At 64.8% G+C, this 16,415-nt stretch carries 13 protein-coding genes and 4 pseudogenes; 13 read left to right on the forward strand and 4 right to left on the reverse strand.

Features of this window, described 5'->3' with window-relative positions:
• Window positions 1-85: 85 nt before the first annotated feature.
• From BAY1663_RS09510 to BAY1663_RS25145, 3 genes are read right to left on the reverse strand one after another with little or no spacing between them, the layout of a single operon-like run.
• Window positions 86-493, reverse strand: coding sequence for a hypothetical protein (locus BAY1663_RS09510; protein WP_037039907.1), 408 nt, complete (start codon window positions 491-493; stop codon window positions 86-88).
• Entirely contained in the window at window positions 490-1,224 is a 735-nt protein-coding gene (locus BAY1663_RS25140) for a hypothetical protein (protein WP_256206643.1), read from the reverse strand. Before BAY1663_RS25140 ends, BAY1663_RS09510 begins: the two co-directional genes overlap by 4 nt.
• Window positions 1,225-1,228: 4 nt before the next feature.
• Window positions 1,229-1,699, reverse strand: a complete 471-nt coding sequence (locus tag BAY1663_RS25145) for a hypothetical protein (protein ID WP_256206644.1) — start codon at window positions 1,697-1,699, stop codon at window positions 1,229-1,231.
• A 596-nt stretch (window positions 1,700-2,295) separates the two neighbouring features.
• Between BAY1663_RS25145 and nosR the strand changes: the two are divergent.
• From nosR to BAY1663_RS09575, 13 genes and pseudogenes are all read left to right on the forward strand, one after another.
• Window positions 2,296-4,469: pseudogene (nosR, locus tag BAY1663_RS09525) on the forward strand (transcriptional regulator NosR).
• A 67-nt stretch (window positions 4,470-4,536) separates the two neighbouring features.
• The gene (gene nosZ, locus BAY1663_RS09530; RefSeq protein ID WP_037039909.1) at window positions 4,537-6,462 is read left to right on the forward strand and encodes a TAT-dependent nitrous-oxide reductase; all 1,926 of its coding nucleotides are present in this window, start codon (window positions 4,537-4,539) and stop codon (window positions 6,460-6,462) included.
• A 302-nt stretch (window positions 6,463-6,764) separates the two neighbouring features.
• Window positions 6,765-7,598 (forward strand): annotated as a pseudogene (locus tag BAY1663_RS09535) (NosD domain-containing protein); the annotation flags it as partial.
• Window positions 7,599-7,681: 83 nt separating this feature from the next.
• The gene (locus tag BAY1663_RS25150; protein WP_256206645.1) at window positions 7,682-7,891 is read left to right on the forward strand and encodes a hypothetical protein; all 210 of its coding nucleotides are present in this window, start codon (window positions 7,682-7,684) and stop codon (window positions 7,889-7,891) included.
• Entirely contained in the window at window positions 7,888-8,814 is a 927-nt protein-coding gene (locus tag BAY1663_RS09540) for an ABC transporter ATP-binding protein (RefSeq protein ID WP_037039911.1), read from the forward strand. The genes BAY1663_RS25150 and BAY1663_RS09540 overlap by 4 nt, the downstream gene beginning before the upstream one ends.
• Complete coding sequence (locus BAY1663_RS09545; protein WP_037039914.1) at window positions 8,811-9,641, forward strand: ABC transporter permease; 831 nt, start codon at window positions 8,811-8,813, stop codon at window positions 9,639-9,641. Before BAY1663_RS09540 ends, BAY1663_RS09545 begins: the two co-directional genes overlap by 4 nt.
• Before the next feature lie 23 nt (window positions 9,642-9,664).
• Window positions 9,665-10,240, forward strand: coding sequence for a nitrous oxide reductase accessory protein NosL (locus BAY1663_RS09550; RefSeq protein ID WP_037039917.1), 576 nt, complete (start codon window positions 9,665-9,667; stop codon window positions 10,238-10,240).
• A 31-nt stretch (window positions 10,241-10,271) separates the two neighbouring features.
• Window positions 10,272-10,454, forward strand: coding sequence for a twin-arginine translocase TatA/TatE family subunit (gene tatA / locus BAY1663_RS09555; protein WP_102894803.1), 183 nt, complete (start codon window positions 10,272-10,274; stop codon window positions 10,452-10,454).
• Window positions 10,455-10,815: 361 nt separating this feature from the next.
• Window positions 10,816-12,006, forward strand: a complete 1,191-nt coding sequence (locus tag BAY1663_RS09560) for an NnrS family protein (protein WP_037039923.1) — start codon at window positions 10,816-10,818, stop codon at window positions 12,004-12,006.
• A 118-nt stretch (window positions 12,007-12,124) separates the two neighbouring features.
• Window positions 12,125-12,867, forward strand: a pseudogene (locus BAY1663_RS09565) (SDR family NAD(P)-dependent oxidoreductase).
• Between the two features lie 14 nt (window positions 12,868-12,881).
• A pseudogene (locus tag BAY1663_RS25895) lies at window positions 12,882-13,529 on the forward strand (methyl-accepting chemotaxis protein); the annotation flags it as partial.
• A 66-nt stretch (window positions 13,530-13,595) separates the two neighbouring features.
• Window positions 13,596-13,991, forward strand: coding sequence for a CZB domain-containing protein (locus BAY1663_RS25900; RefSeq protein ID WP_371257602.1), 396 nt, complete (start codon window positions 13,596-13,598; stop codon window positions 13,989-13,991).
• 403 nt (window positions 13,992-14,394) lie between these two features.
• Window positions 14,395-15,531 carry an HPP family protein gene (locus tag BAY1663_RS09575; RefSeq protein ID WP_037039928.1) on the forward strand — a complete coding sequence of 379 codons (1,137 nt, stop codon included), beginning with the start codon at window positions 14,395-14,397 and terminating at the stop codon, window positions 15,529-15,531.
• A gap of 12 nt (window positions 15,532-15,543) precedes the next feature.
• On the opposite strand, the gene BAY1663_RS09580 is transcribed toward BAY1663_RS09575, so the two are convergent.
• Window positions 15,544-16,404 carry a LysR family transcriptional regulator gene (locus BAY1663_RS09580; protein WP_037039935.1) on the reverse strand — a complete coding sequence of 287 codons (861 nt, stop codon included), beginning with the start codon at window positions 16,402-16,404 and terminating at the stop codon, window positions 15,544-15,546.
• Window positions 16,405-16,415 lie beyond the last annotated feature (11 nt).

Below are 16,415 nucleotides of genomic sequence, written 5' to 3' on the forward strand. Positions count from 1 at the left end.
GTACAAGAATTCCCCCGTCCACTCCCCACCAGCAAACCGAATCTTCTGGAATTTGGACTCCATGGTGCAGCAAACCTCCAGGGCTTTAATTGACGCCACTGAGTTTGAGCAGGCCAATCGACAGGAACAGCCAGGCCATACCGACAAATCCCAGCCAGGTAGACACGGCCATTAGACGCCGCAGAGAGGGGGGGAAATTTCTGACATCGTCGGCATCGAGTACCCCTTTGCGGACATTGAACGCCGAAAAGAACAAGGCCCCGCTGAGCGTACCAACCAAGTAGAAACGTGAAGCCAGGCTTGTTGTTCCCAAAATGTCCTGCTGCCTGGCCCAGGCGCTGTTCGAAAGCGCCAAAAGCATGGTGTCGAAGTGGCGGCTACAGGCGATAAAGACGCCAATCGCTACACCAGACAGAGCGATCACGAAGGGGGCCAAAAGGAATGCAATCTGCAAATCCAGAGGCCAAGTTTCAAACCAAGTGCTGAAATTCATTGCTGGCTCCGTTCATAGATCTTTTCCCCGGCCAGTTCTCCAGCCCATCCGCCGCCAGTTCCACCCGCAACTGAAGCGCCGCCAACCACGACCAGGCCGCAAACAATGCCGCCGATACCGCCGGAGCCGAGGCCAATGGCTGCACAAACAGAAGTGGCAGCAAGTTCCCCAACCAATACCCCCGCAGCCCCACCACCTATCCCACCGGCAAAACCACCCGTCTCGGTGAAGCGGATTTTCTGGCAGGCCTGGGTTTCCCCTGCCCGGCATACCTCTTGGACCTTCAAAGTAGAGGCCGTACCGCCCAAGGCAAAGCCAATATAACCACCGTACTTGAGATATTTGGCTGCCTTGGCAATCTCGTCCATATGGGTGGCGTAGCCGGGTATCTGTCCGGGACCTCCACCTTTGCTCCAGTGGTGGACCAGGCTGCGAGTGGAGATGCCGAGATCGCGGCGTAATGTCGAATAGTCGCCTAGCCCCAGCTGTTTGCCGAGGAAGGTCGCTTTCAACTGGGCGTCGAGCTGGCGGTACAGTTGCTGGCGTGAGGCGAAGAACCGTGGGCTCTGCAGGTGGCCATGCGTGGCGAACTCGCGTTGATGCAGGAATTCGAGGTCGTGCAGGGTGCCCGTGATCTGTTTCAGGCCCGTTTCCAGGACATCCTTGCCTATCCCCAGTGACTGGCTGGCGCCGTTCACCATCAAGGCGATTTCGGCCTGATGCGCTGCCATGAAGTCAGCCTCGCCTTCGCTTAGCGGCTCTAAGGCGGTGCGCCACCTTCGTGGCCGCATCCATCAGCTCGGCCTCTTCGCGCAGGCAGGCAGAGGGATTGAGCAGGTTACCGAGGACGAATATTTCCCCAGCCTTGAAACCTTGGGCGAAGGTGGGATTCAGTGCCTTGATGCGGTTGGTCAGGTGTGAGTGAGGTTGGTCGGCGAATAGCCTGGCGAGCACTTGTTCGCCGGACATGCTGCGCGGCACGAGGTAGAAGCCAGGCGGCAGGGGCTCGGGGAGCTTGAGCATGTCGGGTGGCGGCCAGTCCGTCAGCTCGGGTATGACCTCGGCTTTCTCCTCCCAGGCGGCGAAGGAGGCACCGCCGTTACCGGGCTTGCTCTTCGGCAACTCGGCCTGCTGGCTCCAGCCCCGATCAATCTCCCAACTGGAGTCCCGGTAGCCGATGCTGCCTGCCTTCCAGTCGGTATCCAAGTCCCCGCTCCTAGCGAACGGGTAGGTTGGGTCTTTAAGGTTATCCGTCCCCATGAACACTTCCCTATGCTGTCAAGTCCGGGCAGGAGTGTACTGTTTCAAGGGCACGATCAATTGGCCTCTGTTCACGAAACTTGTGCTAGAGCAGCAGCATGTCGGGCGCATGAAGGAAGCCTGTGTGCTGCTCGCCGGGACCAGCCTGGAGGTTCAGGCTATCGGTCAGGAGGTGGGGTTCACCAGCGGGGGCCAACTTCGCCACCGCGTTCAAGGAGCGCTTCGGTGTGTCACCGAGCCAGTTTCGCCAGACCTGCCTGGCGAAGGATGTCGGCGAGCCCGCATAAGGTGGCATCGGCACGGCGCTGACCGTGGCGCTTGTCTCCACGAGTCGCCGCAGGTCGTGGCGCTTCCGTTTTCGCCACGATGGCCTACGCTCATTCATGGCACGGCGCACCGATTTGGGGCGTTTCATTGATGTAGGGCAATGGTCCGGCTGGTTCGGGCGTGGTTCGGGGGTGACCTTGATTGAAGTCAAGGGGGCTTGCCGAGAGGCTCACCTACCATTGCGCCGCAATCGAGCAATGGAAGTAGGTAACCTGATGAAGCCCCAGCTTTCTATCGCCGGCGCGTTGTTCTCATGGGGGAAGGCCCTCGTCATTCTCCTGGCCATGATGGTTGCGGTGCTGCCAGCGCAGGCCACGGTGTACGAGGCCGAGCAGCAGCGTATCGAGCAATTCTTCCCCGATGCCCAGAGCATCTCCGAGCCCGAGGGCGACTACCAGGTCCGCACCCTGCGCAAGGGTGACGAGGTCCTCGGCTATGCCTTCCAGACCATCAACGTCACCAACATTCCGGCCTACTCCGGCAAGCCGATCAACCTGCAGGTGCTGCTCGATCCGCAAGGGGCGATCAAGGACGCCTACATGCTCGAGCACCACGAGCCGATCGTGCTGATCGGTATCCCCGAGCAGAAGGTCCACGACTTCAATGCGCATTACGCCGGCATCAAGGTCGATCAGCGCGTGGTGGTCGGCCACTCCAGCGACAGCAATGCGGTGACCATCGATGCGGTGACCGGCGCGACCGTCACGGTGATGGTGATCAACGAGATCGTCATGCGCGCCGCGCATACCGTGGCCGTGGACCTGGGACTGATCGAGGCCGGCGCCAACGCGCGGCCGAAGATCGCGCTGGTGCGCGAAGATGTCTTCCAACCGAGCAACTGGACCGAGCTCACCGGCAACGGTGCGATCCGCCGCCTGCACCTGACCCGCGGGCAGATCGACGAGGCGTTCAAGGGCACCGAGGCCGAGGGTATCGACGAGGCCTCGCCGGAGACAGCCGATGAAACCTTCATCGACCTCTACGCCACCTATCTGAATGTGCCCACCATTGGCCGTAACCTGCTGGGCGAACGTCAGTATGCCGAGCTGATGGCCGGTCTCAAGCCGGGCGAACACGCCTTCGCCGTGCTGGCCAACGGGGAATACTCCTTCAAGGGCTCGGGCTACGTGCGTGGCGGCATCTTCGATCGGGTGCAGCTGCGCCAGTTCGGCGACATCATCAGCTTCCGCGACCTGGACTTCATCCGCCTGTCCGACGTCTATGCCGAAGGCATGCCGGACTTCTACGAGATGGCGATCTTCATCGCCCGCGACCACGTGGCGTTCGATCCGGGGTCGCCCTGGAACCTGGAGCTGCTGGTGCGTCGCCAGATCGGTCCAGTGACGAGCATCTTCACCAGCTTCGAGATGCCCTACCTGATGCCTGAAGCTACGTCGAGCGTCCGCCGCTGACAGCCGAGGAACTGGCCGCCATCGAGGAAGCCAATCGGCCGATGTGGCTGAACATCTGGTACCAGAAGAGCTTCCAGATCGGCGTGATCGTCGCGGCGCTGCTGCTGCTGACGATGATCCTCTTCCTGCAGGACAAGTTCACCGAGAAGCCGCACTTCCTGCACTGGCTGCGCCGCGGCTACCTGCTGTTCACCGTGCTGTTCATCGGCTGGTACATGCTGGGGCAACTGTCGGTGGTCAACGTGCTGACTTTCGTCCATGCGCTGTTCCAGGACTTCCGCTGGGAGCTGTTCCTCTCCGACCCGGTGATCTTCATCATCTGGACCTTCACCGCGGCGACCATCCTGCTCTGGGGCCGTGGCGTGTTCTGCGGCTGGCTGTGTCCGTTCGGCGCGCTGCAGGAGCTGATCAACGAAGCCGCGCGCAAGCTGAAGATCCCGCAGTACGAACTGCCCTTCGCGGTGCACGAGCGGCTCTGGGCGATCAAGTACATCATCCTGCTGGTGCTGTTCGGCCTCTCCCTGGAGTCGATGATGCTGGCCGAGAAGGCGGCCGAGGTGGAGCCGTTCAAGACCGCGGTCATGCTCAAGTTCGACCGCCAGTGGTGGTTCGTCGCCTACGCGGTGTTCCTGCTGGTGATCAACATCTTCACCCGCAAGGTGTACTGCCGCTACGTCTGCCCGCTGGGCGCGGCGCTGGCGATCCCGACCAAGCTGCGCCTGTTCGACTGGCTCAAGCGGCGCAAGGAGTGCGGCACCCCCTGCCAGCTGTGCGCCAAGGAGTGCGAGATCCAGGCGATCCACCCCGACGGTCACATCAACGCCAACGAATGCCACTACTGTCTCGATTGCCAGATGACTTACCACAACGACCACAAGTGCCCGCCGCTGGTGAACAAGCAAAAGCGCAAGAAGCGCGACAAGAAGGCGCCGACATCCGCTGACCTGATTCCCGTAGTGCAAGTGGTGGAACCCTGAGCGGCCGCCGGCGGCGAGGCGCTCGATCGATCGTGTTTGAAGAGATGTCCCAAAGGAGCGAAACCCCATGAGTGACAAGAGCAAGAGCAATCCCGAGGTGCTGGAGAAGGGCGGCCTCAGCCGTCGCGGCTTCCTGGGCGCCAGCGCGGTAACCGGAGCGGCGGTTGCCGCCACGGCGCTGGGCAGTTCGGTGATGACCCGCGAATCCTGGGCGGCTGCGGCCAAGAGTGCCCATGAGAAGGCGATGGCCAAGGTGCATGTTGCACCGGGTGAGCTGGATGACTACTACGGCTTCTGGAGCGGCGGCCACCAGGGTGAAGTCCGTGTGCTGGGCATTCCATCGATGCGCGAGATCATGCGCATCCCGGTATTCAACGTGGATTCGGCTACCGGCTGGGGGCTGACCAATGAGAGCCGGCATATTTTGGGTGACAGCGCCAAGTATCTGAACGGCGACTGCCACCATCCTCACCTGTCCATGACCGACGGCAAGTACGATGGCAAGTACCTGTTCATCAACGACAAGGCCAACACGCGTATCGCACGTATCCGTCTGGATATCATGAAGTGCGACAAGATCACCACCATCCCCAACGTCCAGGCCATTCATGGCCTGCGCCTGCAGAAGGTGCCGTACACCAAGTATGTCTTCGGCAACGGCGAGTTCTTCATCCCGCATCCGAACGATGGCACCAGCTTCGATATGCAGGCGGAGAACTGCTACACCATGTACAGCGCGGTAGATGCCGAGAGCATGGAAGTGGCCTGGCAGGTGATCGTCGACGGCAATCTCGACAACACCGATATGGACTACACCGGGCGCTTCGCTGCTTCCACTTGCTACAACTCGGAAAAGGGCACCGACCTCGGCACCACCATGCGCAACGAGCGCGACTGGGTGGTGGTGTTCGACATCCCGGCCGTCGAGGCGGAGATCAAAGCTGGCCGCTTCATCACCCTGGGCGACTCCAAGGTCCCGGTGGTCGATGGGCGCAAGAAGGACGGTAAGGACAGCCGCGTCACTCGCTATATTCCGGTGCCGAAGAACCCGCACGGCTGCAACACCTCGCCGGATGGCAAGTACTTCATCGCCAACGGCAAGCTGTCGCCGACCTGCTCGGTGATCGCTATCGACAAGCTGCCCGACCTGTTCGCCGACAAGATCACAGACCCGCGCGAGTGCGTTGTCGCCGAGCCGGAACTGGGCCTTGGCCCGCTGCATACCACCTATGACGGCCGCGGCAACGCCTACACCACGCTGTTCATCGACAGCCAGGTGGTCAAGTGGAACGTCGAAGAGGCCATCCGCGCCTATAAAGGCGAGAAGGTCAACTACATCAAGCAGAAGCTCGACGTGCACTTCCAGCCGGGTCACAACCATGCCTCGCTGACCGAGACTTCGGAGGCCGATGGCCAGTGGCTGATGGTGCTCTCCAAGTTCTCCAAGGACCGTTACCTGCCGTGCGGCCCGCTGCATCCGGAGAACGACCAACTGATCGACATCTCCGGCGACGAGATGATTCTGGTCCACGACGGCCCCACCTTCGCCGAGCCGCATGACTGCATCATGGCCCGTCGCGACCAGATCAAGCCGAAGAAGGTCTGGGAGCGCAACGACCCGTTCTTCGCCCCGACCGTGGAGCGGGCGAAGAAGGACGGCATCAACCTGGAGACCGACAACAAGGTCATTCGCGACGGCAACAAGGTACGCGTGTACATGACCTCTTCGGCGCCGACCTTCGGCATCAATGAGTTCACGGTCAAGCAGGGCGACGAAGTCACCGTGACCATCACCAACATCGACCAGATCGAGGACCTGACCCACGGCTTCGTCATGGTCAACCATGGTGTGTGCATGGAGATCAGCCCGCAGCAAACCTCGTCGATCACCTTCACGGCCGACAAGCCCGGTGTCTGGTGGTACTACTGCAGCTGGTTCTGCCATGCGCTGCACATGGAAATGATGGGGCGCATGCTGGTCGAGCCGGCCTGACCTTGTCTCCGGCTCCGGCGAGATGCTGGGGCCGGTTTCTCCCCTGTTGCATGCGGCTCCGGCATCTCGCCGGAGCCATCCGGATGCAGGCTCCGAACTGCCCGGAAAAGGACAGTACCGTGATCGCACTTCAGGCAATCAAGCACATTCGCCGACAGGCCCCCTGGATGCTACTGCTCCTGGCAGGAGCTGCCCTGGCGGAGCCTCGGCCGATTACCGAACTGCCGCTCGAGTCGGCGGGTGACGGCCAGTGGCTGCTTCCGGCCGGGGAATATCGTGGCCAGTTCATTATCGACCAACCCATGCATCTGCGCTGCGCGGCCGGCGCCATGCTCGACGGGCAAGGGCAGGGCAACCTCGTCACTCTCGGTGCCCCTGGAGTCACCTTCGAAGGCTGCACCCTGCGTAATTGGGGGCGCGATCTGACGGCCATGGATGCCGCCATATTCATCCAACCGAAAGCCACCGGGGCGGTTGTACGTGACAACCATCTGCAGGGGCCGGGCTTCGGCATCTGGCTCGACAATGTCAGTAGCGCGCAGGTGCTTGGCAATCATATTCAGGGTGACCCGAGCATCCGTACCCAGGACCGCGGCAACGGCGTCCATGTGTATCTCTCGAAGGATGCCCTGATCGGTGGCAACTATGTCCAGCATACCCGCGATGGCATCTACATCGACGCCTCCACCTATTGCGCCATCGAGGACAACGTGTTCGAGGAGGTGCGCTATGCCGTGCACTTCATGTGGACCAACAATACCCGTGTGGTCGGCAATCTCACCCGCCGCACCCGCACTGGCTATGCCCTGATGCAAAGCCGCAGCCTGACGGTGACCGGCAACCGCTCCGAGCATGACCAGAACTACGGCATCCTGATGAACTACATCACCTACTCGACCATCCGCGACAACTTCGTCAGCGACGTGCAGCGCGGCGATACCGAAGGTGACAGCATGATCAGCGGCGGCGAGGGCAAGGCGCTGTTCATCTACAATTCGTTGTTCAACACCATCGAACACAACCATTTAGCCCGCAGCGGCCTGGGCATCCATCTCACTGCCGGATCGGAGGACAATCGCATCTCCGGCAACGCTTCATCGGCAACCAGCAACAGGTCAAGTACGTCGCCACCCGCAACCAGGAATGGTCGGTGGACGGTCGCGGTAACTACTGGAGCGACTACCTGGGCTGGGACCGCAACGACGATGGCCTCGGCGACGTGGCCTACGAGCCCAACGACAACGTCGACCGCCTGCTCTGGCTGTACCCGCAGGTACGCCTGCTGATGAACAGCCCGAGCATCGAGGTGCTGCGCTGGGTACAGCGGGCCTTTCCGGTGCTCAAGTCGCCCGGGGTGCAGGACAGCCATCCATTGATGAAGCTGCCGACCGAAAGTCTCCTAATCGAAAACCAGGAACCAACGTCATGAACGCCGTCGAGATCCAGGGCGTAAGCCAGCGTTACGGCAGCATGACCGTGCTGCACGATTTGAATCTGAACCTCGGCGAGGGAGAAGTGCTGGGGCTGTTCGGCCACAACGGCGCCGGCAAGACCACCAGCATGAAGCTGATCCTCGGCCTGCTCGCGCCGAGCGTGGGGCAGGTGCGGGTGCTCGGCCGCGCGCCGAACGATCCGCAGGTGCGCCGCCAGCTCGGCTACCTGCCGGAGAACGTCACCTTCTATCCGCAACTCACCGGCCGCGAGACCCTGCGCCATTTCGCCCGCCTCAAGGGCGCCGCAGTGAGCCAGGTGGACGAGCTGCTTGAGCAGGTCGGCCTGGCGCACGCCGCCGACCGCCGGGTGAAGACCTATTCCAAGGGCATGCGCCAGCGCCTCGGCCTGGCCCAGGCGCTGCTCGGCGAGCCGCGGCTGCTGTTGCTCGACGAACCGACGGTGGGTTTGGACCCCATCGCCACCCAGGACCTCTACCTGCTGATCGACCGCCTGCGCCAGCGCGGCACCAGCATCATCCTCTGCTCCCACGTGCTGCCGGGGGTCGAGGCGCACATCAACCGCGCGGCGATCCTCGCCAAGGGCCGCCTGCAGGCGGTGGGCAGCCTGACGCAGCTGCGCGCCGAGGCCGGCCTGCCGGTGCGTATCCGTGCCAGCGGCATCAGCGAGCGGGATAGCTGGCTGCGCCGCTGGAACGACGCCGGCCACAGCGCGCGTGGGCTCAGCGAGTCGAGCATCGAAGTGGTGGCGGTCAACGGCCACAAGCTGGTGTTGCTGCGCCAGCTGCTCGGCGAGGGCGCGCCGGAGGACATCGAGATCCACCAGCCCTCGCTGGAGGACCTGTACCGCTACTACATGGAGCGCGCCGGCGACGTGCGCGCCCAGGAGGGCAGAGCATGAACCAGGTGTGGAACATCGCCCGCAAGGAACTCAGCGACGGCCTGCGCAACCGCTGGCTGCTCGCCATCAGCCTGCTGTTCGCCGTGCTCGCGGTGGGCATCGCCTGGCTCGGCGCCGCGGCGTCCGGCCAGCTGGGGTTCACCTCGATCCCGGCGACCATCGCCAGCCTGGCCAGCCTGGCCACCTTCCTGATGCCGCTGATCGCGCTGCTGCTGGCCTACGATGCCATCGTCGGCGAGGACGAGGGCGGCACGCTGATGCTGCTGCTGACCTATCCGCTGGGGCGCGGGCAGATCCTGCTGGGCAAGTTCGTCGGCCATGGGCTGATCCTCGCCCTGGCGGTGCTGATCGGCTTCGGCTGCGCCGCGCTGGCGATCGCCGTGCTGGTCGAGGACATCGAGCTGGGTCTGCTGCTCTGGGCCTTCGGCCGCTTCATGCTGTCCTCGACGCTGCTCGGCTGGGTGTTCCTCGCCCTGGCCTACGTGCTCAGTGGCAAGGTCAACGAGAAGTCCAGCGCCGCCGGGCTGGCGCTCGGCGTGTGGTTCCTCTTCGTGCTGGTCTTCGACCTGGTGCTGCTGGCGCTGCTGGTGCTCAGCGAAGGCAAGTTCAACCCCGAGCTGCTGCCCTGGCTGCTGCTGCTCAACCCCACCGACATCTACCGGCTGATCAACCTGTCCGGCTTCGAAGGCAGCGGCAGCGCCATGGGCGTGCTGTCGCTGGGCAGCGACCTGCCGGTGCCCGGCGCCGTGCTCTGGCTGTGCCTGCTGGCCTGGGCCGGGGTGTCGCTGCTGCTGGCCTACCGGATTTTCCGGCGGCGCCTGGCGTGATGTGCATTCTCAAGGAGACGAATATGACTCGGCTGTACCACACTGGCGTCCGCGCGCTGCTCGTTCTGATGCTGGGCCTGGGCCTCGCGGCCTGCGGCGAAAAGGAAGAAGTCCAGCAGCGGCTCGACCCGGTGGCCTTCCACGACAGCGACGAATGCCACGTGTGCGGCATGATCATCAGCGATTTCCCCGGGCCCAAGGGCCAGGCGGTGGAGAAGGGCGGCGTGAAGAAGTTCTGTTCCACCGCCGAGATGCTCGGCTGGTGGCTGCAGCCGGAAAACCGCCGGCTCGATGCCAAGCTGTACGTCCACGACATGGGGCGCAGCGTGTGGGAGCATCCGAACGACGAGCACCTGATCGATGCGACCAGCGCCTACTATGTCGTCGGCACTTCGCTCAAGAGCGCCATGGGCGCCACCCTCGCCAGTTTCGCCGAGGAGAAGGACGCCAAGGCGCTCGCCAGCCTGCATGGGGGGCGCGTGCTGCGCTTCGCGGAGATCGACCAGACGCTGCTGCAGGAAGCGGCGCGCATGCAGCATGGCGACATGCACGGCCATATGCCGGCCGCTGCGCACAATCAGGATCACGCGGGTCACTGACCCGCCGTTCAACACACCGAGGTAAGCAAAAATGATGGGCATCAGCGTCTGGCAACTTCTGATCATTCTCCTGATCGTCGTCATGCTGTTCGGCACCAAGCGCCTGCGTGGCCTGGGTTCGGACCTGGGCAGCGCGATCAGCGGCTTTCGCAAGTCGATGAACGACGGCGAAACCACGGCTCAGACCGATACGGTCAAGCAGGAGTTGAAGTAGGGCGGCTTGTATCCCGCTCCATGGGAAAGCCTTCACCCCGAGGCCGGGCCTTGCGCAAAAGCGGCCCGGCCCGTACCGAACCGCTAGGCGGCGCGCTCTGCCCGTAACTGCGGGAGCATCCTCCAGCGCCGAGCTTCCACGGGAGCCGAAAGCGATCGTGCTGCACTGCACTGGTGCAGCCGCCCTCCGGGCACTTCCGACCGATTGTCACTTCTCACCTGTCTCGAAAAAAAGCTGATTGCAATCAAGTCTGCGCAGGGCTCCTAACCTGTAAAAAGTAGCCAGCGCCCCCAGTCCGGAGGGCGCGGCTGCGCCGGCATGCCGGGCATGCGGCAGCGAAGAGAGTTCTGGGAGGCCTTCCGTGCACGTTATCGATCGGCGAAAAGCCCTGAGTATCCCGCCCGTCTGGCGGCTCGCGTTTCGCCCCTTCTTCCTCGCCGGCAGCGTCTATGCGTTGCTCGCGATCCCCCTCTGGGTTGCGGCCTGGACCGGTCTGTGGCCGGGCCTGCAGCCCACCGGCGGCTGGCTCGCCTGGCACCGGCACGAGATGCTGTTCGGCTTCGCCATGGCCATCGTCGCCGGCTTTCTGCTGACTGCGGTGCAGACCTGGACCGGCCAGGCGGCACCCTCCGGCCATCGCCTGATGGGCCTTGCGCTGGTCTGGCTGGCGGCCCGGCTGGGCTGGCTGTTCGGCTTGCCGGCCGGCTGGCTGGCGCCGCTGGACCTGCTGTTCCTGCTGGCGCTCGCCGGGATGATGGCGCGGATGCTCTGGGCCGTCCGGCAGAAACGCAACTACCCCATCGTGGTGGTGCTGTCGCTGATGCTCGGTGCCGACGCGCTGATGCTGGTCGGCCTGCTGCAGGGCGACGACGGCCTGCAGCGCCAGGGCGTGCTGGCCGGCTTGTGGCTGGTGGCGGCGCTGATGGCACTGATCGGTGGCCGGGTGATCCCGTTCTTCACCCAGCGCGGGTTGGGCAAGGTCGAGGCGATCAAACCCTGGGTCTGGCTGGATATCGCACTGCTGGTCGGGACCGGCGTGATCGCCGTGCTGCATGCCGTGGGCCTGGCGTTGCAGGCGCAGCCGCTGCTGGGCGTGCTGTTCCTCGCCATCGGCGCGGGCCATCTGCTGCGGCTGGCGCGCTGGTACGACAAGGGCATCTGGAACGTCCCGCTGCTGTGGTCGCTGCACGTGGCGATGCTCTGGCTGGTGGTGGCGGCCTTCGGCCTGGCGCTGTGGCATATCGGCCTGCTGGCGCAGTCCAGCCCCGCGCTGCATGCGCTGACCGTCGGCTCGATGAGCGGCCTGATCCTGGCGATGATCGCCCGCGTCACGCTCGGCCACACTGGCCGGCCGTTGCAGCTGCCGTCGGGCATCGTCGCGGCCTTCATCCTGCTCAACCTCGGCACCGCGGCACGGGTGTTCGTCTCGGTGGCCTGGCCGGTCGGCGGCCTCTGGCTGGCGGCGGGTTGCTGGGCGCTGGCCTTCGCCCTGTACGCCTGGCGCTACGCGCCGATGCTGGTCGCGCCCCGCGTGGATGGGCATCCGGGCTGAGCGGATCGAGCAAACCGGCGGGCGCCCGGCGCGCCCGTCCATTTACGTCCCACTTCAATACCGCTGCCTCATCCGGGGCAGCCTGCGACTCGGCGTGCGTCGAGCATCGGAGATGATGATGAAAAGCGAGTTTCAGGATCGTCTGGCAGTGGTTACCGGCGCCAGTTCGGGTATCGGTCTGGCGCTATGCGCGGCGCTGCTGCAGCGGGGCGCGCGGGTGCTGGCGATGTCGCGCAGCCTCGGTGGCCTCGAACCCTTGATGGAAACCCACCCCGAGCAGCTGTACTGGCTGGCCGGCGACGTCACCTCGGCCGACGACCTGCGCCAGCTCTGCCGGCGCGCGGCCGAGCTGGGGCCGGTGCACTACGTGGTGCCCAATGCCGGCATCGCGGAACTGGCCGATGGCCTGGACATGGCGGCGTTCGACCGGCAGTGGCGGGTCAATGGCGCCGGTGCCTGAATACCTTCGCGGCGCTGCGCAACGAGCTGGCCAAACCCGCCTCGGTGGTATTCGTCGGCACCTTCCTGATCCGTTCGAGCTTTCCCGGCCTGGCGGCGTACATCGCCAGCAAGGCGGCGCTGGCGGCCCAGGCACGGACCCTGGCGGTCGAGTTCGCGCCGCTGGACGTGCGCATCAACATGGTCTCGCCCGGGCCGACCGCCACCGCCATCTGGGGCACGCTGGGGCTGAGCGACGATCAGCTCGAAGGCGTTGCCGAAGGCGTCACCCAACGGCTGCTGCCGGGGCACTTCCTCGAGTCCGCGGCGGTCGCCAACGTCATCCTGTTCCAGCTGTCGCAAGGCGCTCGCGGCGTCTACGGCCAGGACTGGGTGGTGGACAACGGCTATACCGTGAGCTGAAGCGGGGGTGAGGCATGTGGTTCCAATGGAAAAGCACGGCGCGCCGGCTGCAGCGCGAGCAGGCTGAACTGCAGGCCGCCAACGCCGCGCAGGCGGCACGCGTCGCGGCGCTGGAGCAGGCGTTGGCCACGGCCGAGGAGGCCAACCGGCGCAGCCAGCGACAGCTCGACTACTACCGCGGGGTGTCCGGCAACCTGATCCGCTTCAGCACTTCGGTGACGCATCTGGGCGATTCGTTCGAATACCTCACCGGGCAGTTGGGCGAGAACCGCGCGCGGGCCGAGCAGGTGGCGGTCGCGGCGCTGAGCAACCAGAAGCACTTCGGCGAGCTGCAGGGCAAGGCCGCGGAAATGGAGAGCGGCCTGGCGCAGGCCTCGCTCAAGGTCGATACCCTGGCCGCGCGGTCCAAGGAGATCAACGGCATCGTCGACCTCATCAGCGGCATTGCCAGCCAGACCAACCTCCTGGCGCTGAACGCGGCGATCGAGGCGGCGCGCGCCGGCGAGGCCGGGCGTGGCTTCGCGGTGGTCGCCGGGGAGATCCGCAGCCTGGCGGAAAAGACCGCCCTGGCCACCGACGACATCGTGCGCAAGATCGGCGAGGTGCAGGACGAGATCCAGCACGTGCACGCCTACATCCAGCTGCAGGGCACTCATGCCCAGGGTTTCAGCCGCACCACCGAGGCGGCGGTGGATGCCATGCGCAACCTGCACCGGCTGGCCGGCAGCATGCGCAGCGGCATCGAGCGGTCGTCCCTGCGGGCCGGTGTCGAGCTGGCCAACCTCGACGAGTTGTCGCTGAAATTCGTGGTCTACAATCACCTGCTGGGCAACGACCGGCAGGCCGTCGTGCAATTGCCTGGCGAGCGCGAATGCCGGTTCGGGCGCTGGTACTACGGCGAAGGCAATCGCGAGGTCCAGGGGCTGGATCATTTCCGCGAGATCGAGCGGCCGCACACCACGGTGCACGAGCAGGGCCAGGCGGCGCTGAAGGCGTTCAGCGCGGACGCCCTGGAGGTGGCGCTCGGGCATCTCGGGCGGATGGAGGAGGCCAACCTGGAGGTGATGCGCATCGTCACCGCGGTGATCGAGCAGTACGAGCGGGCCGCTAGCGCGGCAGCGTAGGGCGAGGATTAACCCGCCGATTCGGAATCGCCCTGGGCGCCGTCCGCGCTCAGGCTATAACGTGAAGCTCGAAAAGCATCGCCCCGAGGGCGGGCCTCCCACAGAAGCAGCCAGCGCAGACCGAACCCTGTGGGGCGCGCGCCCTCGCGGCGATTGCAGGCCGAAGGCTGCCTATAAACTCGTTTGAAATCACTTTATTTGCTGTATTCCAGCAAAACTATTCGTTAGAGATTATTCAAGACCCCGCCGACAATGCCCGGACGTCCTGTCGTGTGGCAATCTGCCGCAACGGTGCATGCGAATCACGCGGGGCGTCTGTTTATGTAATGCTCCTCTGGTCCAGGGATGGACGTTTGCGGGGGTCGCATTGCTTGCCTTCCGCTGCACCGATCAAGCAGGACACATGCACGACAACCTCATCGACTGGTTCCGCTCCTTCGTTCCCGCTCCGCTCAACGCCCCACCGAAAGAATGGATACGCGCCGCCATCGGCATCGCCATCGTCATGCTGCTGACGCTCTGCAGTGGCTTCGGGCTGTTCGGCGTGAACCTGACGCTGCAGCTCATCGCCCCGGCCGGCGCCTCGGCGGTGCTGGTGTTCGCCGCTTCGTCGAGCCCGTTCGCGCAACCCTGGTCGGTACTCGGCGGCAATCTGGTCGCCACCCTGATCGGCATCAGCCTGGGCCTCGGCGGCCTGCCGCCGATGGTCGCGACGGCACTGTGCGTCTGCCTGGTGCTGGGCTGCCTGTTCGGTCTGCGCTGCCTGCATCCGCCGGGCGTGGCGCTGGCGCTGGTGGCGGTGGTGGGCAGCCCGGAGATCCATCGGCTGGGCTACGGCTTGCTCTACCCGGTGGCGTTCAACTCGTTGCTGCTGCTGGCCGTGGCCTTGCTCTACAACAACCTGACCCGCCATGCCTACCCGAAACCGCGGTTGCCGCGGGAGAACCTGCACCACACCCGCGACCCCCTGCCGGGCGAGCGTATGAGTTTCAGCCCCGACGACCTCGACCGTGCGCTGCGCGATTTCGGCGAGTATGTCGACGTGACCCGGGACGACCTGGAGCGGCTGCTCAAACAGACCGAGAAGCATGCGCTGCGCCGCAGCATGGGCGAGATCACCGCGGCGGACATCATGTCCCGCGATCTGCACTGGCACACGCCGGACACCTTCATCGGCGAGGCCTGGCAGACGCTGCAGCGTCACCGCCTGCGCTGCCTGCCGGTGGTGGGCAGGGGCCGCGAGCTGGTCGGTATCGTCACCCTGGTGGACCTGCTCAAGCATTTCCATCCGCGCCCGGGGCGGCTGAGCTTCGGCCAGCTGCGCTTCCTGCGTGGCACCAAGCTGCGCGCCATCATGAGTGCGCCGGTGATTTCGGTGACGGCCGACACGCACATGGTCGAGCTGGTCTACCTGCTCTCCGACCGCGGTCTGCACTGCCTGCCGGTGGTCGACCAGCAGGGGCTGCTGGTGGGCATGATCACCCAGACCGATCTGATCGCCGCGCTGTATCGCAACTGGCTCAAGCACCTGCCGGACTGAGCCGGGCGCGCGTCAGAGCTCGTAGTACCAGCGCGACCAGTCGTATTCGTCGCGCGCCACTTCGCGCAGCAGCTCCACCGCTGTGAGCAGCGCCGGCGATTCGCTGGCGCGGGCATGCACCAGATAGACCGGATAGCTGAATTCCGGCGCCTGCTCGACGCGCTTGAGGATGCCTTCGTCCAGATAACGTTGCACCACCCGGGTACGGAAGTAGCCGCGCCCGCCGCATTGCAGCAGGTACTGCAGCGCCAGCGGGCCGAGGCTGAAGCTGAGGGCGGCCCGGCGATGCTCGGGGAGCGCCTGGTCGTGCTGCTTGCGGAAGGTCGGGCCCCAGTCGACGTAGAGGTAAGGGGCCGGCTCGCGGCTGTGTACCACCTGGATCAGCTTTTCCTCCAGCAACTGCTCCACCTGCAGGCCGGGCAGGTATTCCGGCTGGTGCACCAGCGCGGCATCCAGCACGCCGAGGTCGAGCTTGTGCTGCAGCTCGCTGTCGCTGGCCACCTCGTTGCGCAGGGCATGGCCCGGCAGCTCCTGGCGCAGCCGCTGCACCCAGGCCAGCATCAACGGATTGCACAGGCTCACCTCGGAGCCGAGGGTGAGCAGTTCGCCATAGCCGCGCGGCAGCGGCAGGTCGCGCCGCGCCGCTTCCCAGGTCTGTACCAGCTGGTGGGCATAGGCGACGAAGCGCTCGCCGTCGGCCGTCAGCCGGGCGCCGGCGCGGTTGCGCACGAACAGCCGGCAGCCGAGCTGGTTCTCCAGGTTCTGCACCCGTGCGGTGACGGCGGTCTGGGTGACGTGCAGGCGCTCGGCGGTGGCGATGAAGCTGCCGCTGCGGATGATCTCGAGAAAGGTGCGGGCGAGATCGATATCCATGGGCGGGCCTT

The organism is Pseudomonas sp. BAY1663, from assembly GCF_000582595.1.
Taxonomy (GTDB): Bacteria; Pseudomonadota; Gammaproteobacteria; order Pseudomonadales; family Pseudomonadaceae; genus Stutzerimonas; species Stutzerimonas stutzeri_AF.